We start from the raw sequence: 20,015 nt of genomic DNA, 5'->3' as shown, positions 1-20,015 counted from the left end.
TGCATTGATAAGAATAAACCACCGATACAGGGCAAAACAAACGGGCGGCGGGACTAAGATGTCCGCAACGCCCGTTATGTTGATCGATCGAAGTCCCTTACTGCCAACTATTAGGCGGAGGCGGTTCCGGATCGGCAGTGATCATTTGCTGCGGCGTGCCGCCAAGGTAGAAATGCTTGCCCACTTCGCCGAATAGAAACCAGAGTCCGTAAACACCGACCGCGGTACCGAACGGAAACGAAAGCAGCGATGTAATGCTGCCGGCGAGTCCCCAATTCCGCGCACCGGGCTTTTCCTTCCAGATCTTATAACCACCTATCAATTGGGGTAAAATAAACAGCAACGAAACCACTACGACTGCGAATACCATTGCAATAAAGAATACACCGACTATCCTATCATTGCCTCGGCCGCCGACCATTATCGCTGAGCCGATCACGGCGTAAATGATGCATATCATCACGATCGATAACGCCTGAAGACCGCCGTGGGCCATTAGGAGAATGCCGATAAGTCTGTTGTGTTCTCTGGACGTCATTAGTACACCTCGTAAATATCGTTCCGACACCACCATTTACGCCGGTGACCCGCAATTGGTTGCAAGATAATTTAGTCGCGTTCGACGGCCATAGCGACCGAGTTGCCGCCGCCCAGGCAGAGTGCCGCGACACCTCGTTTTGCACCGCTACGCTTCATTTCATATAGCAACGTTGTCAGTATCCGCGAACCGGAATTGCCGATCGCGTGACCGAGCGCAACTGCGCCGCCGTTGACATTCACCTTGTTCAAGTCGAGTCCGAGTTCCTTCATTACACCCAGTGCCTGAACGGAGAATGCTTCATTCAATTCAAAAAGATCGACGTCGCCCATCTCCCAACTGGCCTTTTTGAGTACGTTTAGAACGCCCTGGACCGGAGCCATCATTATCAGCTTAGGCTCGATCCCTGACGATGCCCACGCCACCACTCGACCGAGCGGTTCGATGCCGAGTTTAGCGGCGTTTTCGGCTGATGTGACCACTACGGCCGACGCACCGTCATTGACGCCCGGAGCGTTGCCGGCGGTGACGGTACCGCCGTCCTTCTTAAATGCGGGTCGCAACTTGCCGAGACTTTCCGCGGTGGTCTCGGGCCTTACCGGTTCGTCAAAGTCCAATATGACCGGATCGCCTTTTTTCTGGGGTATTTCGACCGGCACGATCTCGTCCTTAAATTTCCCTGCTGCTTGAGCCTCAGCGGCTTTGCGGTGTGAATTGTAGGCGTAATCGTCCTGTTCGCCGCGCGTGATATCGTACTTTTCCGCGACGACCTCACCGGTGTTGCCCATATGCCAATTCTCAAACGGACACCATAGCCCGTCCATCACCATCAGATCCGTTACAGTCTGATTACCCATTCGATAACCTTCGCGTGCTCCCGGCATCGCGTATGGGATGTTGGACATCGATTCCATACCGCCGGCGACAACGTATTCGGCATCGCCAAGCTGCACCGACTGCGACGCTAGAGCGACCGCCCTCAGGCCGGAACCGCAAACCATATTGATCGTGAGTGCCGACGTTTCCGGCGGAAGACCGGCCTTCAGAGCGGCCTGACGGGCGGGAGCCTGTCCGATGCCGGCCTGCACTACGCATCCCATTATTACTTCGTTAACGTCGGTCGGCGCGATTCCCGCACGTTCCACCGCTGCTTTGATAGCGACAGCTCCGAGGTCCGGTGCGGTCATTCCCTTCAATGCTCCCTGAAACTTACCGGTCGGCGTGCGAACGGCGCTGATGATGACTGCTTGTCTTAAATTACTCATTTCCGTATATTCCTCTTAAAATTAACCTTGTGTTAAATGCAAATGATCTGATGCTATCGAATGAAAACGCTCAAAAACCGCTCGATCCAGAACCTCGCGGTGATCCGGGTGTGAGATCTTGACCAACTCAGCCGCGCGCTGCCGCAAGTTTTTACCATAAAGATTCGCGATCCCGTATTCCGTCACGATGTAATGAGCGTGTGCACGCGTGGTCACGACTCCCGCACCTTCCTTTAAGAACGGTACGATCTTGCTCTGTCCCCGGTTGGTCGTGGACGGAAGGGCGATGATCGGCAAACCTCCCTCCGATAATGATGCTCCCCGAATGAAATCCATTTGGCCGCCAACGCCGGAATATTGCCGCGTTCCGATCGAATCGGCACAAACCTGACCGGTCAGGTCCACCTCGATAGCACTGTTAATCGCGGTCACCTTCGGGTTGCGGCGGATGACGGAAGTGTCATTGACGTATGCGATATCCAGCATTAATACCTGTGGATTATCATCGACAAAATCGTAAAGCCGCTTGGTGCCCATCACAAACCCGGCAACGATTTTGCCCGGATGCTTTATCTTATGTTCTCCGGTAACCACTCCGGACTCCACGAGGTCGATCAGACCGTCTGAAAACATTTCGGTATGGATGCCGAGGTGCTTGTGGTTTCTAAGCGAAGCAAGCACGGCGTTCGGGATCGACCCGATACCCATTTGCAGCGTCGCCCCGTTCTCGATCATTCCGGCGATGTGCTCGCCGATCGCACGGTCAACTTCTGTGATCGCCGGCGGAGTTGCCTCCGGCAGGTCGTCGTCCACCTCCACAAAATGGTCAATACTTCGAATATCGACGAGTGCATCGCCAATGGTTCGCGGCATTTTGGGGTTGATCTGTGCGACCACGATCTTTGCGGTTTCGACCGCAGCTTTTGCGATGTCGACCGATACGCCCAGTGAGCAAAATCCGTGCTTGTCCGGCGGTGAAACATGTATCAGAGCGACATCGATCGGCAAAATTCCCCGGCGAAACAATGCGGGTATCTCCGAGAGGAACACGGGCACATAATCGCCGCGGCCTTCTTGGACTGCCTTGCGGACGTTGGCCCCGACAAAAAACGCATTTACTCGAAAACTATCTTCGTATTGCGGTTCCGCATACGGTGCGGTTCCCTCTGTGTGCAGATGGACGATCTCGACGTCACGGAGCTCGTCAGCCCGTGCCGTCATTGCCGTGATCAACTGCAACGGAGCGGCAGCGACTCCGTGAATGAAGACTCGATCACCGGATTTTATACAACTTACGGCATCAGCCGCAGAACTTTTATTTATCATACGATTTGTAGTGGCCTGGATCATTTATGGCGTCACAGGCCTATATCCTCATTCCAAATATCGGGCTGAGCGGCAATAAAACGGCCGAGCAGCTCTTTGCACTCAGCCGAATCAAGGTCGATGACATTGACGCCATTTTCGCGCAGCCATTCGATGCCGCCCGTAAATGTCCGCGATTCGCCGATGATGACGGTGCCGATATTAAACTGGCGGACCAACCCCGAACAATACCAGCACGGTGCCAGTGTCGTAACCATTATTTTATCGTGGTAATTACGCTGTCTCCCGGCCTTTCTGAATGCGTCCGTTTCAGCGTGGACCGACGGATCACCTTCTTGTACGCGGCGGTTTCGGCCGCGCCCAAGCAAATTGCCGTCTGCGTCAAACAGAGCCGCACCGATCGGAACCCCGCCCTCTGCCAAACCTTCGCGAGCTTCCTCTATGGCAACGTTGAGCATTTTATTAAAGTCCGGCGAAATCCCCATACCTGAATTTTATCGAGAATCGGGGCGATATGCTAATCTGCTTTATTATGGGACAGAATTTTCAACCCGGTGACTTTTTGGTTTTTCAGCTTGAGTCCGGTTTCGCTGTGCTGAGGGTGCTTGCCGTCCACGGCGAGGGCTTGGATAAAACGTGGCATATTTCCGCCTATAACGAAATGTTTCCGGATGTCGAATCGGCAGAGGTGGCCTGCGCAAACCCACTCGGACTTACCGTTAGCAATTCGCACATCGCTCTTACTACCCGAGCGTTCGAAAGCACGCAGGTGGCACGCATATCAAATACGCCACTAACTTTTGACGAAAGATCTCCCTTTCTACAGTGGGAAAGTGATGACAGCCGAAGCGTTTTGGACCGGTCAGTCAGACTGGTCTTGGGATTGCGGTGATTTGATTTCGACCTTATCCAGTGATCGGGTCGTGCGATCGGTCACACTCGCGGGGACGAAGTTTTCAAAATCAGGTTCGCTTAATTGATGAGCGTCGGCGGAGGAGTTTGTATCCAATTCGCGGGGGATATCCGTCGCTCTGACTTCCCGCTTGAAATGCCGCCTCAAAAGTATCGAACGCCAGAGCGTCTGCGTGTGCCAGAAACCCATCGCGATCAATAATCCGACCGTCAAGTGGATCAACGGGTGGGTGTCCGGCTTAAACGCCAAAATAGTAAAGAGAAGGATCGCCAGCGTAAAACTGACGGCAATGGTGAGCGCATTTAGGAATAGATTGGCCCTAACGTGATCTTGCGGGGTTTGGGACTTTTTGACCGGTTTTGTAAAGTCAGGCAGGAATCCACCACATTGGCGGCAGAATGTTTCCGGCGTTTGGTCGGCGGTGCCGCATTTCGGACAAAACATAGATGCCATTCGTAGAGAAAGTATTCGGTCTAAACAAACCTTTAGCCCAATTTTCGACGTTTTAGTTCTTTTTCGATGGACTCGACCTCGCGGTTGACGTGGCCTGCAACAGATGAATTCTCCTCTGCACGGCGGATCAGATAGGGCACTGCATCCGTGACCGGGCCGTACGGCACGTATTTCGAGACATTGTATTTATTTTTAGCCAAAACGTAGGAGAGCGAGTCGCCCATACCGTAAAGCTGCGAAAAATATACATTCGGATGATCCGGCGGTATGCCGAGCTCGTGCATCCGACGAGCCAACTTCTGTGTACTCTCCTCGTTATGCGTGCCGGCAACAAACGCTACTGTTTCGTGATGCTTCAGACAATATTCGATAGCCTCGTCAAAATCTGCGTCAGTTCCCGCTTTGGTTTCGTGAATGGGTGAGGGATAGCCCATCTCCTCAGCCCGGGCACGTTCCTTTTCCATATAGGCGCCTCGAACAAGTTTGACGCCCAAAAAATAACCGTTCGCACTTGCCGCACGCCGAGATTCTTTTAGAAACTCCAACCGATCCTTTCGGTAAAGCTGCAACGTATTAAATACGATCGCCCGCTCCTGATTGAAGCGCTCCATCATCTCGGTCGCCAGACGGTCGATGGCATCCTGGATCCACGAGTCTTCGGCATCGATGAATATGGGCTTGCCTGAGTCGTATGCGTGCTCGCAGATCTCAAGTACACGATTATGTATCCGCTCGCATTTAGCCTGGCTTTTTGCGTCGAGCTTCTTCTTACTGCTCATACGTTCAAGCGTACCTAGCGGAGCGATGCCGGTTACCTTAAAAACCGAAAACGGGATCGTAGGGTCGTTTTTGGCACGGTCGATGGTCTTGATGATCTCGTCCTTCGTTCGATCAAAATCCTCTTCCGTTGCCTTGCCTTCCACGGAATAGTCCAGAATTGTTCCGATCCCGGCGCTCCCAAGGCGTTTTATCGCTGTATCGCACTCTTCGATAGTTTCACCGCCGCAAAATTGTTCAAAAATGGTGTTTTTGATCAAGCCCTCGACCGGCAGGCCGATCGCCAAAGCAAACTTGGTGATGCCGGTGCCGATCGAGTTAAGGAACGGCGAATTGAGCATTCGAAACAGCCGATGCTTTTCCTTCAGTTCAGCATTCGACTTGTCAGCGAAGGCTGTCTCTGTGTCGTGAAAATCTAACTTAAAGTCGCTCATAAAAACGGCATTTTATCACACTGCAGAAAAGAACAAACGCCGCGGCGACCTCTTTGCCAAACTAATCACATTGTCTATCAATGATTTTTCTCGTATCATTTGGAATTCACGCCCGGAGCACAATGGCTCTCGGCGGCACCAAAAGATATGTCCAAAGCACTTCCTAAGAGATCCGAAAATTATTCGGAATGGTACAACGAGATCGTAAAGCGCGCCGACCTGGCCGAAAACTCCGCTGTTCGCGGTTGTATGGTGATCAAACCTTACGGTTACGCGATCTGGGAAAAGATGCAGCGGGCTCTGGACGATATGTTCAAGGCGACCGGCCACCAGAATGCATATTTCCCTCTTTTTGTGCCTAAATCGTTTCTCGAAAAAGAAGAGGAACACGCTGAGGGATTTGCAAAGGAATGTGCGGTCGTCACCCATTATCGCCTGAAAGCCGATCCGAACGGCGGCCTAATGGTTGACCCGAACGCCAAACTCGAAGAGGAACTGATCATTCGCCCCACGTCGGAGGCGGTCATCTGGAATACCTATAAAAATTGGATACAGTCGTGGCGCGATCTGCCGCTGCTTATCAATCAGTGGTGCAATATCGTGCGTTGGGAGATGCGTACGCGTTTGTTTTTACGCACGACCGAGTTTTTATGGCAAGAGGGCCACACGGCGCACGCGACCGAGGCCGAGGCCATCGAGGAAACCGAACGGATGCTCGGCGTTTACGCGACATTTGCCGAAGAATGGATCGGCGTACCCGTGCTCAAAGGCCTCAAATCGCCAAATGAGCGATTTGCCGGTGCGATCGAGACATATTGTATCGAGGCACTGATGCAGGACGGCAAGGCTTTGCAATCCGGCACATCGCATTTCCTCGGGCAGAATTTTGCCAAGGCTTTTGACGTAAAGTTCGTCAACAAAGAGAATCAGCAGGAATTCGCTTGGGCGACGAGCTGGGGCGTTTCGACCCGTCTGATGGGAGCACTGATAATGGCCCATTCGGACGATCAGGGACTCGTCCTGCCGCCCAAACTCGCACCGATCCAGGTCGTAATTATCCCGATCTACCGCAATCCGGAGGATCTCGCGACGATCACCGAAAAGATCGAGCCATTGCTGGATCAACTCCGTGCCGCCGGCGTGTCGGTCAAATTTGACGACAACGACAACCAGCGTTCCGGCTGGAAGTTCGCCGAGTACGAACTCAAGGGCGTTCCCGTCCGTCTCGCGATCGGTATGCGCGATATCGAGGCCGGCACTGTCGAGGTTGCCCGACGCGATACTCTGGCCAAGAGCTCGACAAACTTAAGTTTGTCGGACACTTCGCACGCCGAATTTGTCAAATATATCACCGATCTCCTCGACGAGATCCAGGCCAACATCTTTCAAAAAGCCCTTGCCTTCCGCGAGGAAAACACGCACTCCGTCGATACTTGGGGCCAATTCAAAGACCAGATCGAAAAGGGCGGATTCATTCTCGCCCATTGGGACGGAACCGCGGAAACCGAAGAAAAGATCAAAGACGAAACCAAGGCAACCATCCGCTGCATCCCTCTGGATGCCGCCGAGGAGTCGGGAGAATGCGTCTTTTCCGGCAATCCGTCGTCCAAACGCGTGGTATTTGCAAGAGCGTATTAAAACGGATAAAAGGTGAGGTTTGAGCCCCGCCCGTCCGAGCCGTCAATATCTCGAAGAAACGATTTGTAACGAAGTCGCGGACTTGTTCACATCGATCACGAAGTATCGACCGTTTCGGCGAGGATTCCGGTCGGCGTTCGCTCTCGTCTGTATGTCCGGTTCCGTTCGGTTTTGTACCAGATGACCGGTTTGCCGCGTTCGTCTTCCTTTTCGACGTAAATCTTTTCACCGTAGCCGTCGATAGCGGTCTTTAAGCCGAATCTCGGATCGGCGGACGTAATAGCCGCAATATCGCCCGCAGTGCCAACGGGCGGCAACGGGTCCGAACCGGACTCGGGTTTTGTTCCGATATCATTTTCGAACTCGTCAAAAGTCGGCTCGCGGGCAGCTGCCTCAGCTGCAAGCTTTGCCTCGTGCTCGATCTTCCAGGTTGGTTTGAGGCCGATGCTCTTTAGATACGCGTCGGTACGTTCGCCGGGATACGCTTCGGGCGTCGACCTCCACACCGGCTCGGGTTCGACGGGCGGCGGCGGCGGTTTTGGCTCGGCGGGTCGCTTCATTTGCAGCAGACGATGGACTTTTGACTTCGAGATCTCGAGGTCCTCGGCGATCGCCCGGATCGTGTAGTTCTCGTCCCTCAAGGCAAAAACCTCCCTCAGATTTTGTTTGGAAATACCGTTCCCAAATCCGTTTAACTGCGTGTATTCGTCAAAAAAGTCAATAAATTCGAACCCGAGAAAATTGCCGTCGAGCTTACACAAACGGAATGTCGGCGTGTGATCGCCGCCAAACGTCACCTCGGTTCCACGAGCACGCAAATGCTTGAGGTACCGGAACGGCCCATCATTGCCACTGTTGCCGATGGCAAAAACGGAATCGACGAAATTCGCAAGTATCCTCGACGGCCCTAGGTCTGAAACATTCAGAGCGCGGCCCGCATTCCCGATCTCGTTGTTAACGATCACCAGTATCGACAGCCCCAGATCACGTTTTAGACGATTCAGCTCACGCAGAAGCATTAGTTCGCCGATCGTACCACCGCTTGAATAGCGAAATGCGGTGATATTGTCTATGATCAGCACCTTTGCCCCGGTCTTCTCGACCAACCACTCTATTCCCTGTCCAAATTTGTCGCAATCGTCGGCAGTGCGGATCGTGGTGTCCGCAGTCATCTCGACCCGTTTGAAGTTAGGCGAAAATTCATAGTCATCAGACGGTGCAACGTCCGTTTCCATTTCGAGATCCGCCGTATAGCGAAGCCCGAACTGCTTTTCGCTTAGACATAAGTCCAGGTAAAGAACGGGTTGAGCCTCCGCTGTCATCACCGCAGTCTCTATGATACGACCGCTAGCTATCGATTCGGCGATCTGCACCGCGAGCGTTGTTTTGCCCGACACCCCAAATAAAAGAGCCATTTCACCCTCAAACCAGAAATCCTCAAACAATTGCACGGGTTTGGGTCTCGCGGCCGGATCGTCTTTCCATACGTTGGCGTTCTTGATCACGAATACGCCGGAGTGTTCGGTTGTTGGGTTTGCGGCTAAAGTTGCGGATATCGTCATTGTGGGCTCCCGGAAAAATCTATTGACACGTCTGTGAAAAAGTATATACTAAATGTTGCACTCAATGCAAGGTGTTGCACAGATAGGACAGCCAATAAAAATGCGTGGGACAGTGGGACAAAACCGATATCGTGCGTTATTTCAATAGTTTAACTTGTCCCGCCTTTTGTCCCACTTTAACTATTTGTGGGACAAGGTCGCGGGTGAGAGGCGAAATCCGCCGCCGTACACAAGAAAAACGGACCGGAACGTCGTTCCTGGTCCGTGCAAAAATAGTGTTAGCTACTTTAGATCTTTGAAAACTGGGTAATTTTCGGCACACCGGTGATCACACAAAACCGTGAACTTGGACAAAAGGCTGCACGAATCGCCATATCTGACCCGAAACGTATGCGTCCTGCTTATACGTCACCTTTGTCATACCGTCGTAGCCGCCCTCGTCGATGAAGGAAGTCATTGTTTCATCTTCGCCCGGCGTCCACGGACAACCGCCCATTCCGCCGTGCGTACACATAAATTTGTAGGCAGTCGGAAACACTGTCGGCGGTCGGTAACGCATAGCATCGTTGCCGAAACTCTCGCGGGAACTGGCGTCGGGGTCGCGTACAACGTGAAAGACATACTCGACGTTGTTCGGGATGACCTCAGAGTCAATAAAGAGATGCCGGTCGACGCAGTCGAACAGCAGTAGAGCTCTGACGGAAATATCCACGCCCTTTAACTTTTTCGCAAGTGCTGTGACGCCCGCGGCACCGCGACTGTAACCGGTCAACAGGACCGGAGCCTTGACGCCTGCGGCTTTCATACTTAGTATGTGGTTAAAGCCTCCGTTGATCGCGTCAAGCAGTCCACCGCCGAGAGCGACCGGGCCGCGAAAATACTTGGCGTGCGGGCCGCCGCCATTACATAGCCGCCGGACAAAACTATCGGCAAATGCCACGTCGTAAGCCGCGTTGCGACTAGCTCCGTGCATCATTGCACTTCCCGTTCCGTCGATACCTACAAGAATTCCCATAGCGTAAATCTCCCTAAAATGATGGGCTGAGGTAGATGATAGCATCGTTCGGTGCGAACGGTGAAGAGAGGGTGACTAAAATGCCGCGGGGCGGTTGAAGGGATAGGATTCCGCTCCGCTACTCAATATTTTCCGACTTTCCCGGGATTGTATTCATCTAAACACTTGAGCCCTTGTTGGGTGACGGGCTTAATGTACTGTTATATTTTCGTATAGGGCTAGACGTTTAAGCTGACGGATGTTGATTAACCTATCGGACGAGCAATTGGTGGATCTGGCAGTTTCGGAGAATCCCGAAGCCTTCGGTGAGATCGTGAGACGTTGGGAGCGTAAGATATTCGCTCTCTGTTTCGGTATGCTCGGTCGCGAGGACGAGGCCCACGATGCCGCCCAAGAGGCATTCATAGCGGCGTACCGAAATCTTAAGAACTTTCGCGGCGACGCCAAGGTTTCCTCGTGGTTGCATCGAATTGCAGTGAACCAGTGCTTGACCACGAAACGAAAGGCGCGTTCGCGAAGTGAGGAATTTTTAGACGACGAAGACGGTTCTGAGGATCGAGTATTTGTCGCAGCGGCAAAGTATTCTCCGGCAAACGAGGCAGAAAAGGTCGAACGCCTAACATTAGTCCGGGCCGCCGTCGGAGCACTGCCGGGCGATCTTCGCCAGATCGTTGTTATGAAGGAATTTGAGGAGATGACCTTCCAGGAAATTTCTGAAACGCTTGAGGTGCCGCTCAGTACGGTTAAAAGCCGGCTTTACACCGCACTCAAGCAGTTAAAGATGAAGTTGGAGAGGACGCCGTTGGAAGTATCGTGATCGCTCGAGGTAAATATATGTTAGATAGCACAATTCAAGTTATTAATTGTGAACGGGTCGCCGAGATCGTTCCCTACATTTACGGCGAATCGGCGGCGGTCGAGCGTGAGAGATTTGAACTTCACATCGTCGACTGCGGTATATGTACGGATGAACTGGCGGCGATCGCGGAAGCTCGTTTTTCGGTTTACGAATGGAATCAAGTGGAGTTTGCATCAATTCCGACACCAAATTTTGTTATTCCATATGACAACCCGGTAATTGCGTCAGAGGGTCTAATCGCACGATTGAAAAAGACCTTTTCTGTACCCCGTTTTCCGGTCTGGCAAACGGCAGCAGCAGCATTTGGTACCATTGCAGTATTGATAGGCATTGGAGTATTCGCGTTCTCTGGATTGAACAACGGCAACTCGGAGATTGCTGCCAATACAAAGCGGATCGTTTCACCAGATGCAGCAGTATCGGCTAGATCACCGGCACCGGATGAAACACCTTCCGCCGCCAAGGACATCGCAGTCGTGCCGGCGAAAAGAGCGGTTAGTGCCGAGACGGCGGTCAAGGTTTCCGGCTCACAAATATCCAGGCAATCTGCTCACGTAACCCGCGTAACGAATAATCCGACTGTTACGGTGCAAGCAAAACTTGTCCGAAGCTATCGTCCGGAATCGCGACCAACTCTTAGCGGTAATGACGATGATGCTGATGATTCACTTAGGCTTTCGGATCTGTTTTCCGAGGTCGATTCGATCGAATAGTTCGCCCAGTGTGACGTTATGAACAGTATATTCAATAAGCTCATTTGCTGCTCATCGATCGTAATGACAGCGTTCGTTGCGTCTGCCTTAGCACAAGACGTAACTGTTACTCCCCCATCACGGGAAGCTATTCGCCCGCAAAATAGCGAGAGATCTCCGGATCTCCGTATGGATGTTCTTCAACAATTGGGCCTTACGCAAGACCAAATACGTCAGATCCGCAAGACGAATATGGAACGCCGGCCGTTATTGATTGAGGCCCAAGCCAAGGTGCGTGAAGCTAACAGATCCCTCGACGATGCAATTTATTCCGACACCGTGGACGAACAACTCGTGAAGGACCGACTGCGTCAGGCTCAACTCGCACAATCCGAGGTGATCAAGCTTAGGTTTATGAACGAATTTGCCATCAGACAAATACTGACGCCGGAGCAACTGGCGCGCTTTCGGGAACTTCGACAACGATTTTCAGGAAATCGCGAAGATAGCCAAGTGCGTCGGAAAAAGAATTTCGTAAAGCGTCAGCTTAAACGGCAAACGCGTCCGATCTAACATATCGGTATATAATTCGTACTTTCGTTTACAAAGTATTTAGCCACCGAATAACAAAAATCTATTGGCTAGATGTACAACATTTCCGTTTTGCGTTCTTCCCCGTTCGTTGTAATCTTATTCGAGAGCAATATACGGTCGAACGTCCAGGAAATGAACCCACTAACCAAAATACTTTTCGAGTTTCAGGGGATCGGGAATCTGATCTTTAGAATGCTCAAGGGGCTCAGGAAGCAACCCAGATATTTTGCAGAAATAATTAATCAACTTGATCATATCGGCGTTGGATCGCTCGGGATCGTGATTCTTACAGGCTTTTTTACGGGCGGCGTGCTGATACTACAGGCGTATCCGACGCTCGAATATTACGGAGCTCAGAGCAATGCCGGACAGGGCGTAGCAACGACACTGATAAGGGAGCTAGGGCCCGTTTTGACGGCACTGATGGTCGCAGGCCGCGTTGGTTCTTCCATCTCAGCTGAACTCGGTTCGATGGTAGTTTCGCAACAGATCGATGCAATGCGTGCTCTCGGCACGTCGCCGGTCCGTAAGTTGGTCACCCCAAGGATTATCGCTTTGGTAATCGCACTGCCGCTGTTGACGGTTGCCTGCGATATGTTCGGTTTATTTGGCGGCGGCATTATCGCTCAACAGATCTACGGTTTGGATACACATACTTATATTTCATCTGTGAGAGCGGGTGTCGATATTGAGGATCTGATCGGCGGGATCATTAAGCCCCTAACCTTCGGGTTTATTATCGGGATCATATCGTGTTACAAGGGGCTAAATACTACCGGTGGAACCGTCGGCGTGGGCCGGTCAACGACCAATGCCGTTGTTTCTGCCTCGATCAATGTGATCGTCGCCGACTTTTTTCTTTCGAAGTTGCTGCAGGGACTTTTTAGCAGCACGCTGTTTTAACAGGTGGCTCGGTAATGTCGATTTTATCAACCGACAATTCTCTTAAATTGGAACCGGAGATGTCTACCTATCGAGTGGCGGACGCTGAATCGCGTGTCATACCCGCTATCGAGTTTCGGGATGTGCATCTTGCCTTTGACGACCAGGTGATACTTGACGGCGTCGACTTTGCAGTCCGTCGCGGTGAAACTAAGATCGTACTCGGTGGCTCCGGCAGCGGAAAGTCGACGATTATTAATCTTATTCTCGGACTTCTTAAACCCGACCGTGGCCAAATCCTGGTGGACGGTGAAGACATAACCGACTTCGATGACCAAGATCTGATGGCTGTTCGGAAAAAGATCGGGATGGTGTTCCAGGAAGGAGCTCTTTTTGATTCGCTTTCGGTGTACGACAATGTTGCATATAGACTGATCGAAGAAGGCGTGGACGATGACGAGATCGAACACGAAGTCACGCGAATGCTCCATTTTGTCGACCTCGATGACGCGATCGACAAAATGCCGAGTGAGTTATCCGGAGGAATGCGGCGCCGAGTCGGTATCGCGAGAGCTCTGGTGGGTAATCCTAGCATTGTCCTTTTTGACGAACCAACGGCCGGGCTTGATCCTCCCACTGCCCGAACAATTTGCGAACTTGCGATCAAACTCCGCGATCTCGAAGACGTTTCGTCGATCTTTGTGACTCACGAAATGAATAATCTTGAGTATCTCAGTTCGGAATATGCTATCGTTGACGGAAAAGGCGAGGTCAGTTTTCAGACTGAAGGTGACTTTCTTTGTTTGATAAATACCGAGGTTTTGATGCTCAGAAACGGGAAAATCATTTTCAGTGGTAAGGACGAACAACTCAAGGATGCCGATGACCCGTATATACATCGTTTTATTCGTGGAAAGTAACTAACAATAGTGCCGAGAACAAGTAAAAAATTAAGTATCAGTGAATTGCGTGTCGGCATATTTATGCTCGCAGCTCTGCTTGTATTCGGCTTCCTCATTATCAACTCAAGCGGCGACTTTAATCCGTTCGAGAAGAAGATGAAGCTTCGCGTCCGCTTTCCCAGTGCGGACGGACTTCGCAAGAATGCCGAAGTGCAGCTTGCCGGCATAAGTGTCGGAAAGGTCGAGGACGTTAAATTTTTGCCGGCGGACAGTCCTGAGGGCGAGCGTATAGAGGCGACTCTCGGCATCGTTCAGGTCCTCGATAAAAAGCCCATCGGCGAACTCATCCGAACCGATTCAACGGCTACTCTTGTTGCGACGTCAGTACTTGGCAACGATAAAATGATCAACATTACGACCGGGACCGAGAAGGGTGCTCCAGTCGAGAATGACACGATCCTCAAGTCAAATTCCGCAATATCGATGAACCAACTGACCTCCACCGGCAACGATCTCCTCAAACAGATCAATATGCTGGCGATACCGGCAAACGAGATCTTGAACAAAGCGAATCAAGGCGAGGGAACACTCGGCCGAATCGTCAATGACGAATCGCTTTACCGCAGCCTTGACGGAGCCGTGACGGAGACCCGGGCGACAATGACCCGCTTGCAAACAACGATCGAAAAGATCAACGAGGGCAAGGGTTCTGCCGGAAAGCTTGTCAATGATCCTGCCCTCTACGACGGCTTAAATAAAACCGTCGCACAATTAGAATCGATCTCTGCAGACATAAAGGCCGGTCGCGGAAGTGCCGGCAAATTCGTAAACGACGACGCTCTCTACAATGAAACAAGAGCCGCAATCGCCGACCTTCGTAAATCCGTGGGCAGTATCAACGATATTGCCGCGGACATCAAACTCGTAACCGCCGACCTAAAAGATGGCAAGGGCACTGCCGGAAAGTTTCTCAAAGATGAAAAGTTGTATGATGATGCTCGCGAGGCCATCAGTCGCTTTAACTCTACCACCGCACGGATCGAATCCATCCTGTCCGATGCTCAGGCCGGAAAAGGCACGCTCGGACGATTTGTTACGGACGAGACACTATTTAATAACCTGAACCAAACTGCATCGAACATTAATCAATTTTCGAGTGAAGGCACCAAGTTCCTCTACGACTTCAGACAAAATCCAAAAAAGTTTCTCCGAATAAAACTCGCAATATTCTAGATATCTCGAATCTGGCGTACAAGAAATTGAGCGACTATGATTGACGTTTGCGGTCGGTCTGTATAAACTACGCTTAATTTACAGAATATACGTATAATGACCAGTGTAAGGGTATATTCCCAAACGTTATGCAAAAGCCAGCAAGACAAGAGATGATCTTGGGTCTGATCGAAAGCGATCGAGTCAGCCGTCAGGATCAGATAGTCTTATTACTCGCAGATCGCGGCTTTGCCGTCACGCAAGCGAGCGTTTCCCGGGATCTTGTAGAACTGGGAATCGTCAAAGTCAAGGGGAATTACGCTTCGCCCCGGAAATCCACAATGTCCGGATTCGGGATTATTGATCTCGCGATCGCTGGCGAAAATTTGATCGTCGCTCGTTGCCAGTCCGGTCTCGCTTCGGCGATCGCCGTCAAGATCGATGCCGCCAAGATCAAGGAAATTGTCGGAACGATAGCGGGTGACGACACGATAATGATCGCGGTCGAAAACGGCCCCAAACAGCGACTCGCAATAAAGCGGCTTTGGGACGTGCTCTCGAAATAGAATGGCAAACGATCTACAGTCAAACATAATAAGGGTCGATAAGATCGGGTCGGCGGCGGCCCGATTGAATTTGCCACACGATATTCTGGTTAATAAAGCTAATACGGAGCCGCGTTCAGGTGACGTCGTGGTCGTCCGAGCACTCGGTGAATCCGCAACGTACGGTAATATCGAGCTCGCTAATGGACGACTTGCCCGAATAACAACGGGCGACATACTTGTCGGAGTACTAGGAGCTAGACGAGCCCTAAAGGGGTTTGTCGGTGACGTGCCAAAAAGCATTTCGGCTGGCGACCACCTGAACCTTCTAAATATGGGCGGCGTCATCGGAATATGCAGCGGGCACCATTCTTCCCTTTCCGACGCGATTCCGGTCGAAGTACTGGGTTCCGCCTGCTCACCAAGTGGTAAAACTATTAACATTGGTGACGGAGCACTGGCTCCGGCAAATACGCTGGACCCGTCGGCCCCTATTATCGTTATTGCCGGCACCTGTATGAATTCAGGTAAGACGGTCGCCGCCACGGAGATCATCAAACAAGCAAGCCATCGCGGTCTTCGGGTCGCCGGAGCTAAATTGACCGGTGTTGCCGCCCTGCGTGATACGCTAAATATGCAGGACCACGGAGCTTTTGTTACCGCAAGCTTTATGGACTGTGGACTGCCCTCGACCGCAAATGTTGATGATTTGGTTCCGACCGCCAAATCGATCCTTAACCACCTAAACTCCCTTTCCCCCAACCTGATCGTTGTCGAACTTGGCGACGGCATTGTCGGAGGATATTCTGTCGACTCTGTACTTAAGGACATTGAATTCCAGACGGCATTTACCACATTCGTATTTTGTGCATCCGATTACGTAGGTGTCATCGGCGGATCTACCGTACTTGCCCGCTTTGGCCTAAATATTGATGTTGTGGCCGGTTCGGTTACCGATTCCCAAATGGGCGAGGACTACCTCACTTCTCAATTTGGATACACTGCCGGTAATGCCCGACGCGACGGGTCAAGACTGTTCGAAATCGCCTACGCACCCGTCCATAAGCTAAAGATAGCGGCATGACAAATAAACCGAAACAAAAGACCAGAGTGGCGATCTTCGGCGGATCGGGTTACGGCGGAAGCGAACTATTGCGCATTCTGCTATTTCACCCAAATGTCGAAATAGTACTCATTACTGCGAATGAACACGCCGGAAAGCCGATCGGCGAGGTCCACAAAAACCTTTTCGGGATTTCGGAACATATCTTTGAGCGTTTGCCCGAAAACCTTTCCGCTTTAACCGACATCGATGTCGCCTTTTTCGCCCTTCCGCACGGGCACGCACTTTCCTTGATCCCCCAATTACCTGCACAGGTAAAAGCGATCGATCTATCGGGCGACTTTCGGATCGACGACAAGGCGATCTTTACCGAGTTTTACAAGATCGAGCACACCGCGTCCGCCCTTCAGTCCAAATTTGTATACGGTTTGACCGAGGTCAATCGCAACGAGATCTCAAACGCACAATACATCGCGAATCCCGGTTGCTTTGCTACCGCTACACTGCTCGCTTTAGCACCACTTGTGAAAAACGGTGGCCTAACGGGCAAGATCATCGTCGACGCCAAGACGGGATCGTCCGGTTCAGGAGCAAAGGCGGCTGCCAACACTCATCACCCGCAACGGACGACATCATTTTATGCCTACAAACCGTTTGTTCATCAACATTTGCCTGAGATCAAGCAATGTTTAACAACCGTTGGTGCACTTACTTCCGAGTTTGTATTTATGACTCATAGTTTGCCGGTCGCCCGCGGAATATTTGTTTCTTGTTACCTGGAATTGACTGAGCCAATTTCCGCCAAGGCTATTCAAAAGATATACCGTGATTTTTACAAAGATTCCTTCTTTATACGTCTTGTTCAGGGGTCACCGGACATCAATTGGGTAAAGACAACGAATTATTGTGACATCTCCGTGCATACAAGCGGCCGAGACGTGGTGATATTCGCCGCGATTGACAATCTGGTCAAAGGTGCGGCGGGTCAGGCGGTGCAAAATATGAACCTGATGTTCGGGCTCGAAGAAACAACCGCTCTTAACCTGGTCGGGACAAATCCCTAAATTGCGGCGATCATCTGAAATGAACGATAGCGATGTCAAAGAACTTGCGAAAATGATCTCGCCCCAAATTAGAAATAGCCTCAAACGGCGTCCAGACGATATTTAGTTCGCACAAAAGAAAATGAACTTTGAAAAGATCCGTACGATAGAATCCTCCGATCAGGTAGCGACTTACGCCAAAATGGACATCGCCGTCGAACGCGGCCGCGGAGCCTGGATCTGGACCAGCGAAGGCGATAAATATCTCGACCTCTACGGCGGCCACGCGGTGTGTGCGACCGGCCATTCCCATCCGAGGGTCGTAAAGGCAATCGCAGAACAGGCCGAAAAGGTCATATTTTATTCAAACCTCGTCTTTTCCGAAATCCGGGCCAGAGCAGCCGAAAAGCTGGTCAGTATCGCTCCGCCGCCGCTGGAAAAGGTCTTCTTTTGCAACTCGGGCACCGAAGCTAACGAAAATGCAATGCGCATGGCCAGGATGGTGACAGGCCGTCAAAAGGTCATAACTTTTTCCGGCGGATTTCACGGCCGCACCGCCGATGCCATCTCGGCGACCTTTTTGGGCAAATATCGTGAGATCGGCCGGCCAAACGTTCCCTTTCACGAATGCGCCGAATTCGGCGACCTCGCTAGTGTTGCGAGGTTGGCCGACCGCGATACCGCCGCGATAATGATCGAACCCATCCAGTCGATGTCCGGCGTCCGCGAGGCCGAGCCGGAATTCTTTGTCGGTCTTCGCCAAGTATGCGACGATCTCGGGATCGTTCTGATATTTGACGAGGTTCAAACCGGTATTGGCCGAACCGGCAATTGGTTCTTTGCCGGCAGCGACAATGCCGGCGGTGTTGTGCCCGATATTGTGACACTGGCTAAATCGCTCGGCAGCGGCGTTCCGGTCGGTGCTTGCCTTGTGAGCGATCGTGTTGCCGCAACGATCAAGACTAACGACCTCGGAACTACGTTTGGCGGCGGTATGCTCGCAATGGCCGCCGTTCTGGCTACACTCGATGCGATCGAGAGCGACGATATGATCCGAAACGCTGCACGGGTCGAACAACATCTTAGGGCCTCACTTTCAGATGTTGCAGATATACGAGCGATCCGCGGTAAGGGTTGCCTGCTAGGGATCGAGTTTTACGAGCCTTGTTCGGATAAGCACAAATATTTGTTGTCAAAGAACATAATTACCGGTACCTCGAGCGACCCCAAAGTACTCCGACTCTTGCCGCCACTAATGGCCAGCACCGACGAGATCGACCTGTTGGTCAACGAACTGAAAAAATGACACACTTTCTAAAAACATCTGATCTTGACCGCTCAGTTCTCGATAACTTGATCGACCACGCTATCGGCATCAAATCCGTCGGTTCGCCCGAAAAACCTCTCGTCGGAAAATCGATCGCTCTTGTTTTTTTTAACCCGAGCCTTCGGACCCGTGCGTCGATGCAGGTCTGCATTTACGAACTCGGCGGTAACGCCGTTATACTCGAACCCGGCGGCACTTCGTGGACGCTTGAACACCGTGACGGCGTCGTGATGGACGGCAACAAGACCGAACATCTGGCAGAGTTTGTCCGAGTACTGGGACGCTATGTGTCAGCGATCGGTGTTCGCACATTTGCTGAGCTGAAGGACTGGGAGACGGAGCGAACCGACCCTGTCCTCAAAGCGTTTGCCCGCTATTCCAGCGTGCCGGTGATCAATCTCGAATCCGCAATGCATCATCCGTGTCAGTCGATGGCGGATATGATGACGATGCGCGAGAAATTCGGTGCCACAAAGAGAAAGGTCCTTATGACTTGGGCGTGGCACCCAAAACCGCTACCGATGGCCGTGCCTAACAGTTTTGCTCTTGCCGCAGCCCAATTTGGCCACGACCTGACCATCGCCCACCCCGACGGCTACGAACTCGACAGCGATCTCCTGGCCGAGATCGAGTCTCAGGCCGCGGCAAACGGCGGAAGCGTCCATTATTCAAATGATCCACGGTCGGCGTATGACGGAGTTGATGTCGTTTATGCCAAAAGCTGGGGCAGTAAGTATTTTTACGGAAACCCCAATATCGAAATCGAAAAGCGTGCCGCCTATCGTTCAGACTGGATCGTTGACGAAGCAAAAATGGCAAAAACGAATAACGGAATCTTCATGCATTGCCTGCCGGTCAGACGAAATGTCATCGTGACTGACAGCGTTATTGAGTCGGCAAATTCCGTAGTAATTGATCAAGCCGAAAACCGCCTACATATTCAAAAGGCGATAATGGCCAAACTCATACAGTAAT

General features: G+C 51.7%; 21 protein-coding genes. 13 read left to right on the top strand and 8 right to left on the bottom strand.

Going from position 1 to position 20,015, the window contains the following annotated elements:
• Positions 1-97: 97 nt before the first annotated feature.
• The 4 genes from IPQ00_01630 to IPQ00_01615 form a co-directional block, all read right to left on the bottom strand.
• The gene (locus IPQ00_01630; GenBank protein ID MBL0239267.1) at positions 98-538 is read right to left on the bottom strand and encodes a hypothetical protein; all 441 of its coding nucleotides are present in this window, start codon (positions 536-538) and stop codon (positions 98-100) included.
• Positions 539-609: 71 nt separating this feature from the next.
• Entirely contained in the window at positions 610-1,803 is a 1,194-nt protein-coding gene (locus tag IPQ00_01625; protein ID MBL0239266.1) for an acetyl-CoA C-acetyltransferase, read from the bottom strand.
• Positions 1,804-1,824: 21 nt separating this feature from the next.
• The gene (locus IPQ00_01620) at positions 1,825-3,129 is read right to left on the bottom strand and encodes an acetyl-CoA hydrolase/transferase family protein (protein MBL0239265.1); all 1,305 of its coding nucleotides are present in this window, start codon (positions 3,127-3,129) and stop codon (positions 1,825-1,827) included.
• Between the two features lie 32 nt (positions 3,130-3,161).
• Positions 3,162-3,614 (bottom strand): nucleoside deaminase, encoded by a 453-nt coding sequence (locus tag IPQ00_01615; GenBank protein MBL0239264.1) that lies wholly within the window; start codon positions 3,612-3,614, stop codon positions 3,162-3,164.
• Between the two features lie 29 nt (positions 3,615-3,643).
• Here IPQ00_01615 and IPQ00_01610 point away from each other — a divergent pair, with 29 nt between their 5' ends.
• Entirely contained in the window at positions 3,644-4,021 is a 378-nt protein-coding gene (locus IPQ00_01610) for a hypothetical protein (GenBank protein MBL0239263.1), read from the top strand.
• Here the strand turns inward: IPQ00_01610 and IPQ00_01605 are convergent.
• Together IPQ00_01605 and IPQ00_01600 are read right to left on the bottom strand one after the other, a co-directional pair.
• Positions 3,992-4,486, bottom strand: coding sequence for a hypothetical protein (locus tag IPQ00_01605; GenBank protein MBL0239262.1), 495 nt, complete (start codon positions 4,484-4,486; stop codon positions 3,992-3,994). The genes IPQ00_01610 and IPQ00_01605 overlap by 30 nt on opposite strands.
• A gap of 41 nt (positions 4,487-4,527) precedes the next feature.
• The gene (locus IPQ00_01600) at positions 4,528-5,706 is read right to left on the bottom strand and encodes a proline dehydrogenase family protein (GenBank protein MBL0239261.1); all 1,179 of its coding nucleotides are present in this window, start codon (positions 5,704-5,706) and stop codon (positions 4,528-4,530) included.
• A 147-nt stretch (positions 5,707-5,853) separates the two neighbouring features.
• On the opposite strand from IPQ00_01600, the gene IPQ00_01595 reads away from it, so the two are divergent.
• Positions 5,854-7,344 carry a proline--tRNA ligase gene (locus tag IPQ00_01595; protein ID MBL0239260.1) on the top strand — a complete coding sequence of 497 codons (1,491 nt, stop codon included), beginning with the start codon at positions 5,854-5,856 and terminating at the stop codon, positions 7,342-7,344.
• A 95-nt stretch (positions 7,345-7,439) separates the two neighbouring features.
• Here IPQ00_01595 and IPQ00_01590 read toward each other — a convergent pair whose 3' ends face one another.
• Both IPQ00_01590 and IPQ00_01585 read right to left on the bottom strand, forming a co-directional pair.
• Entirely contained in the window at positions 7,440-8,906 is a 1,467-nt protein-coding gene (locus IPQ00_01590; protein ID MBL0239259.1) for an AAA family ATPase, read from the bottom strand.
• 328 nt (positions 8,907-9,234) lie between these two features.
• Positions 9,235-9,921, bottom strand: a complete 687-nt coding sequence (locus IPQ00_01585) for a hypothetical protein (GenBank protein ID MBL0239258.1) — start codon at positions 9,919-9,921, stop codon at positions 9,235-9,237.
• 238 nt (positions 9,922-10,159) lie between these two features.
• Between IPQ00_01585 and IPQ00_01580 the strand changes: the two genes are divergently transcribed.
• The 11 genes from IPQ00_01580 to IPQ00_01530 all read left to right on the top strand — a co-directional run bounded on the left by IPQ00_01580 (position 10,160) and on the right by IPQ00_01530 (position 20,014).
• A complete protein-coding gene (locus IPQ00_01580; GenBank protein MBL0239257.1) occupies positions 10,160-10,738 on the top strand; it encodes an RNA polymerase sigma factor in 579 nt (192 codons plus the stop codon).
• 17 nt (positions 10,739-10,755) lie between these two features.
• The gene (locus tag IPQ00_01575) at positions 10,756-11,493 is read left to right on the top strand and encodes a hypothetical protein (GenBank protein MBL0239256.1); all 738 of its coding nucleotides are present in this window, start codon (positions 10,756-10,758) and stop codon (positions 11,491-11,493) included.
• Positions 11,494-11,661: 168 nt separating this feature from the next.
• Positions 11,662-12,045 carry a hypothetical protein gene (locus IPQ00_01570; GenBank protein ID MBL0239255.1) on the top strand — a complete coding sequence of 128 codons (384 nt, stop codon included), beginning with the start codon at positions 11,662-11,664 and terminating at the stop codon, positions 12,043-12,045.
• Positions 12,046-12,198: 153 nt separating this feature from the next.
• Positions 12,199-12,969, top strand: a complete 771-nt coding sequence (locus IPQ00_01565; protein MBL0239254.1) for an ABC transporter permease — start codon at positions 12,199-12,201, stop codon at positions 12,967-12,969.
• A 59-nt stretch (positions 12,970-13,028) separates the two neighbouring features.
• Positions 13,029-13,868, top strand: a complete 840-nt coding sequence (locus IPQ00_01560; GenBank protein ID MBL0239253.1) for an ATP-binding cassette domain-containing protein — start codon at positions 13,029-13,031, stop codon at positions 13,866-13,868.
• A 9-nt stretch (positions 13,869-13,877) separates the two neighbouring features.
• Positions 13,878-15,083, top strand: coding sequence for an MCE family protein (locus tag IPQ00_01555; protein ID MBL0239252.1), 1,206 nt, complete (start codon positions 13,878-13,880; stop codon positions 15,081-15,083).
• 128 nt (positions 15,084-15,211) lie between these two features.
• Positions 15,212-15,628 carry an ArgR family transcriptional regulator gene (locus IPQ00_01550; GenBank protein ID MBL0239251.1) on the top strand — a complete coding sequence of 139 codons (417 nt, stop codon included), beginning with the start codon at positions 15,212-15,214 and terminating at the stop codon, positions 15,626-15,628.
• A gap of 1 nt (position 15,629) precedes the next feature.
• Entirely contained in the window at positions 15,630-16,691 is a 1,062-nt protein-coding gene (locus IPQ00_01545; GenBank protein MBL0239250.1) for a hypothetical protein, read from the top strand.
• Positions 16,688-17,734 (top strand): N-acetyl-gamma-glutamyl-phosphate reductase, encoded by a 1,047-nt coding sequence (argC, locus tag IPQ00_01540; protein MBL0239249.1) that lies wholly within the window; start codon positions 16,688-16,690, stop codon positions 17,732-17,734. Before IPQ00_01545 ends, argC begins: the two co-directional genes overlap by 4 nt.
• Positions 17,735-17,855: 121 nt before the next feature.
• Positions 17,856-19,019 (top strand): aminotransferase class III-fold pyridoxal phosphate-dependent enzyme, encoded by a 1,164-nt coding sequence (locus IPQ00_01535; protein MBL0239248.1) that lies wholly within the window; start codon positions 17,856-17,858, stop codon positions 19,017-19,019.
• Positions 19,016-20,014: an N-acetylornithine carbamoyltransferase gene (locus IPQ00_01530; GenBank protein ID MBL0239247.1), complete on the top strand. Its 999-nt coding sequence runs from the start codon at positions 19,016-19,018 to the stop codon at positions 20,012-20,014. Before IPQ00_01535 ends, IPQ00_01530 begins: the two co-directional genes overlap by 4 nt.
• Position 20,015: the final 1 nt, after the last annotated feature.

The organism is Chloracidobacterium sp., from assembly GCA_016720705.1.
Lineage (GTDB): Bacteria > Acidobacteriota > Blastocatellia > Pyrinomonadales > Pyrinomonadaceae > OLB17.
The sequence above is the reverse complement of the archived record's forward strand: the minus strand, read 5'-3'. Positions and strand labels throughout refer to the sequence as shown.

Bases quoted from the DNA above. Each gene is read 5' to 3' on its own strand.
- IPQ00_01590 (MBL0239259.1), bottom strand. From the start codon at position 8,906: ATGACGATATCCGCAACTTTAGCCGCAAACCCAACAACCGAACACTCC.
- IPQ00_01550 (MBL0239251.1), top strand. From the start codon at position 15,212: ATGCAAAAGCCAGCAAGACAAGAGATGATCTTGGGTCTGATCGAAAGC.
- IPQ00_01545 (MBL0239250.1), top strand. From the start codon at position 15,630: ATGGCAAACGATCTACAGTCAAACATAATAAGGGTCGATAAGATCGGG.
- IPQ00_01615 (MBL0239264.1), bottom strand. From the start codon at position 3,614: ATGGGGATTTCGCCGGACTTTAATAAAATGCTCAACGTTGCCATAGAG.
- IPQ00_01625 (MBL0239266.1), bottom strand. From the start codon at position 1,803: ATGAGTAATTTAAGACAAGCAGTCATCATCAGCGCCGTTCGCACGCCG.
- IPQ00_01535 (MBL0239248.1), top strand. From the start codon at position 17,856: ATGAACTTTGAAAAGATCCGTACGATAGAATCCTCCGATCAGGTAGCG.
- IPQ00_01600 (MBL0239261.1), bottom strand. From the start codon at position 5,706: ATGAGCGACTTTAAGTTAGATTTTCACGACACAGAGACAGCCTTCGCT.
- IPQ00_01575 (MBL0239256.1), top strand. From the start codon at position 10,756: ATGTTAGATAGCACAATTCAAGTTATTAATTGTGAACGGGTCGCCGAG.
- IPQ00_01630 (MBL0239267.1), bottom strand. From the start codon at position 538: ATGACGTCCAGAGAACACAACAGACTTATCGGCATTCTCCTAATGGCC.
- IPQ00_01565 (MBL0239254.1), top strand. From the start codon at position 12,199: ATGAACCCACTAACCAAAATACTTTTCGAGTTTCAGGGGATCGGGAAT.
- IPQ00_01620 (MBL0239265.1), bottom strand. From the start codon at position 3,129: ATGATAAATAAAAGTTCTGCGGCTGATGCCGTAAGTTGTATAAAATCC.
- IPQ00_01585 (MBL0239258.1), bottom strand. From the start codon at position 9,921: ATGGGAATTCTTGTAGGTATCGACGGAACGGGAAGTGCAATGATGCAC.
- IPQ00_01530 (MBL0239247.1), top strand. From the start codon at position 19,016: ATGACACACTTTCTAAAAACATCTGATCTTGACCGCTCAGTTCTCGAT.
- IPQ00_01570 (MBL0239255.1), top strand. From the start codon at position 11,662: ATGGATGTTCTTCAACAATTGGGCCTTACGCAAGACCAAATACGTCAG.
- IPQ00_01560 (MBL0239253.1), top strand. From the start codon at position 13,029: ATGTCTACCTATCGAGTGGCGGACGCTGAATCGCGTGTCATACCCGCT.
- IPQ00_01605 (MBL0239262.1), bottom strand. From the start codon at position 4,486: ATGTTTTGTCCGAAATGCGGCACCGCCGACCAAACGCCGGAAACATTC.
- IPQ00_01610 (MBL0239263.1), top strand. From the start codon at position 3,644: ATGCTAATCTGCTTTATTATGGGACAGAATTTTCAACCCGGTGACTTT.
- IPQ00_01595 (MBL0239260.1), top strand. From the start codon at position 5,854: ATGTCCAAAGCACTTCCTAAGAGATCCGAAAATTATTCGGAATGGTAC.
- argC (MBL0239249.1), top strand. From the start codon at position 16,688: ATGACAAATAAACCGAAACAAAAGACCAGAGTGGCGATCTTCGGCGGA.
- IPQ00_01580 (MBL0239257.1), top strand. From the start codon at position 10,160: ATGTTGATTAACCTATCGGACGAGCAATTGGTGGATCTGGCAGTTTCG.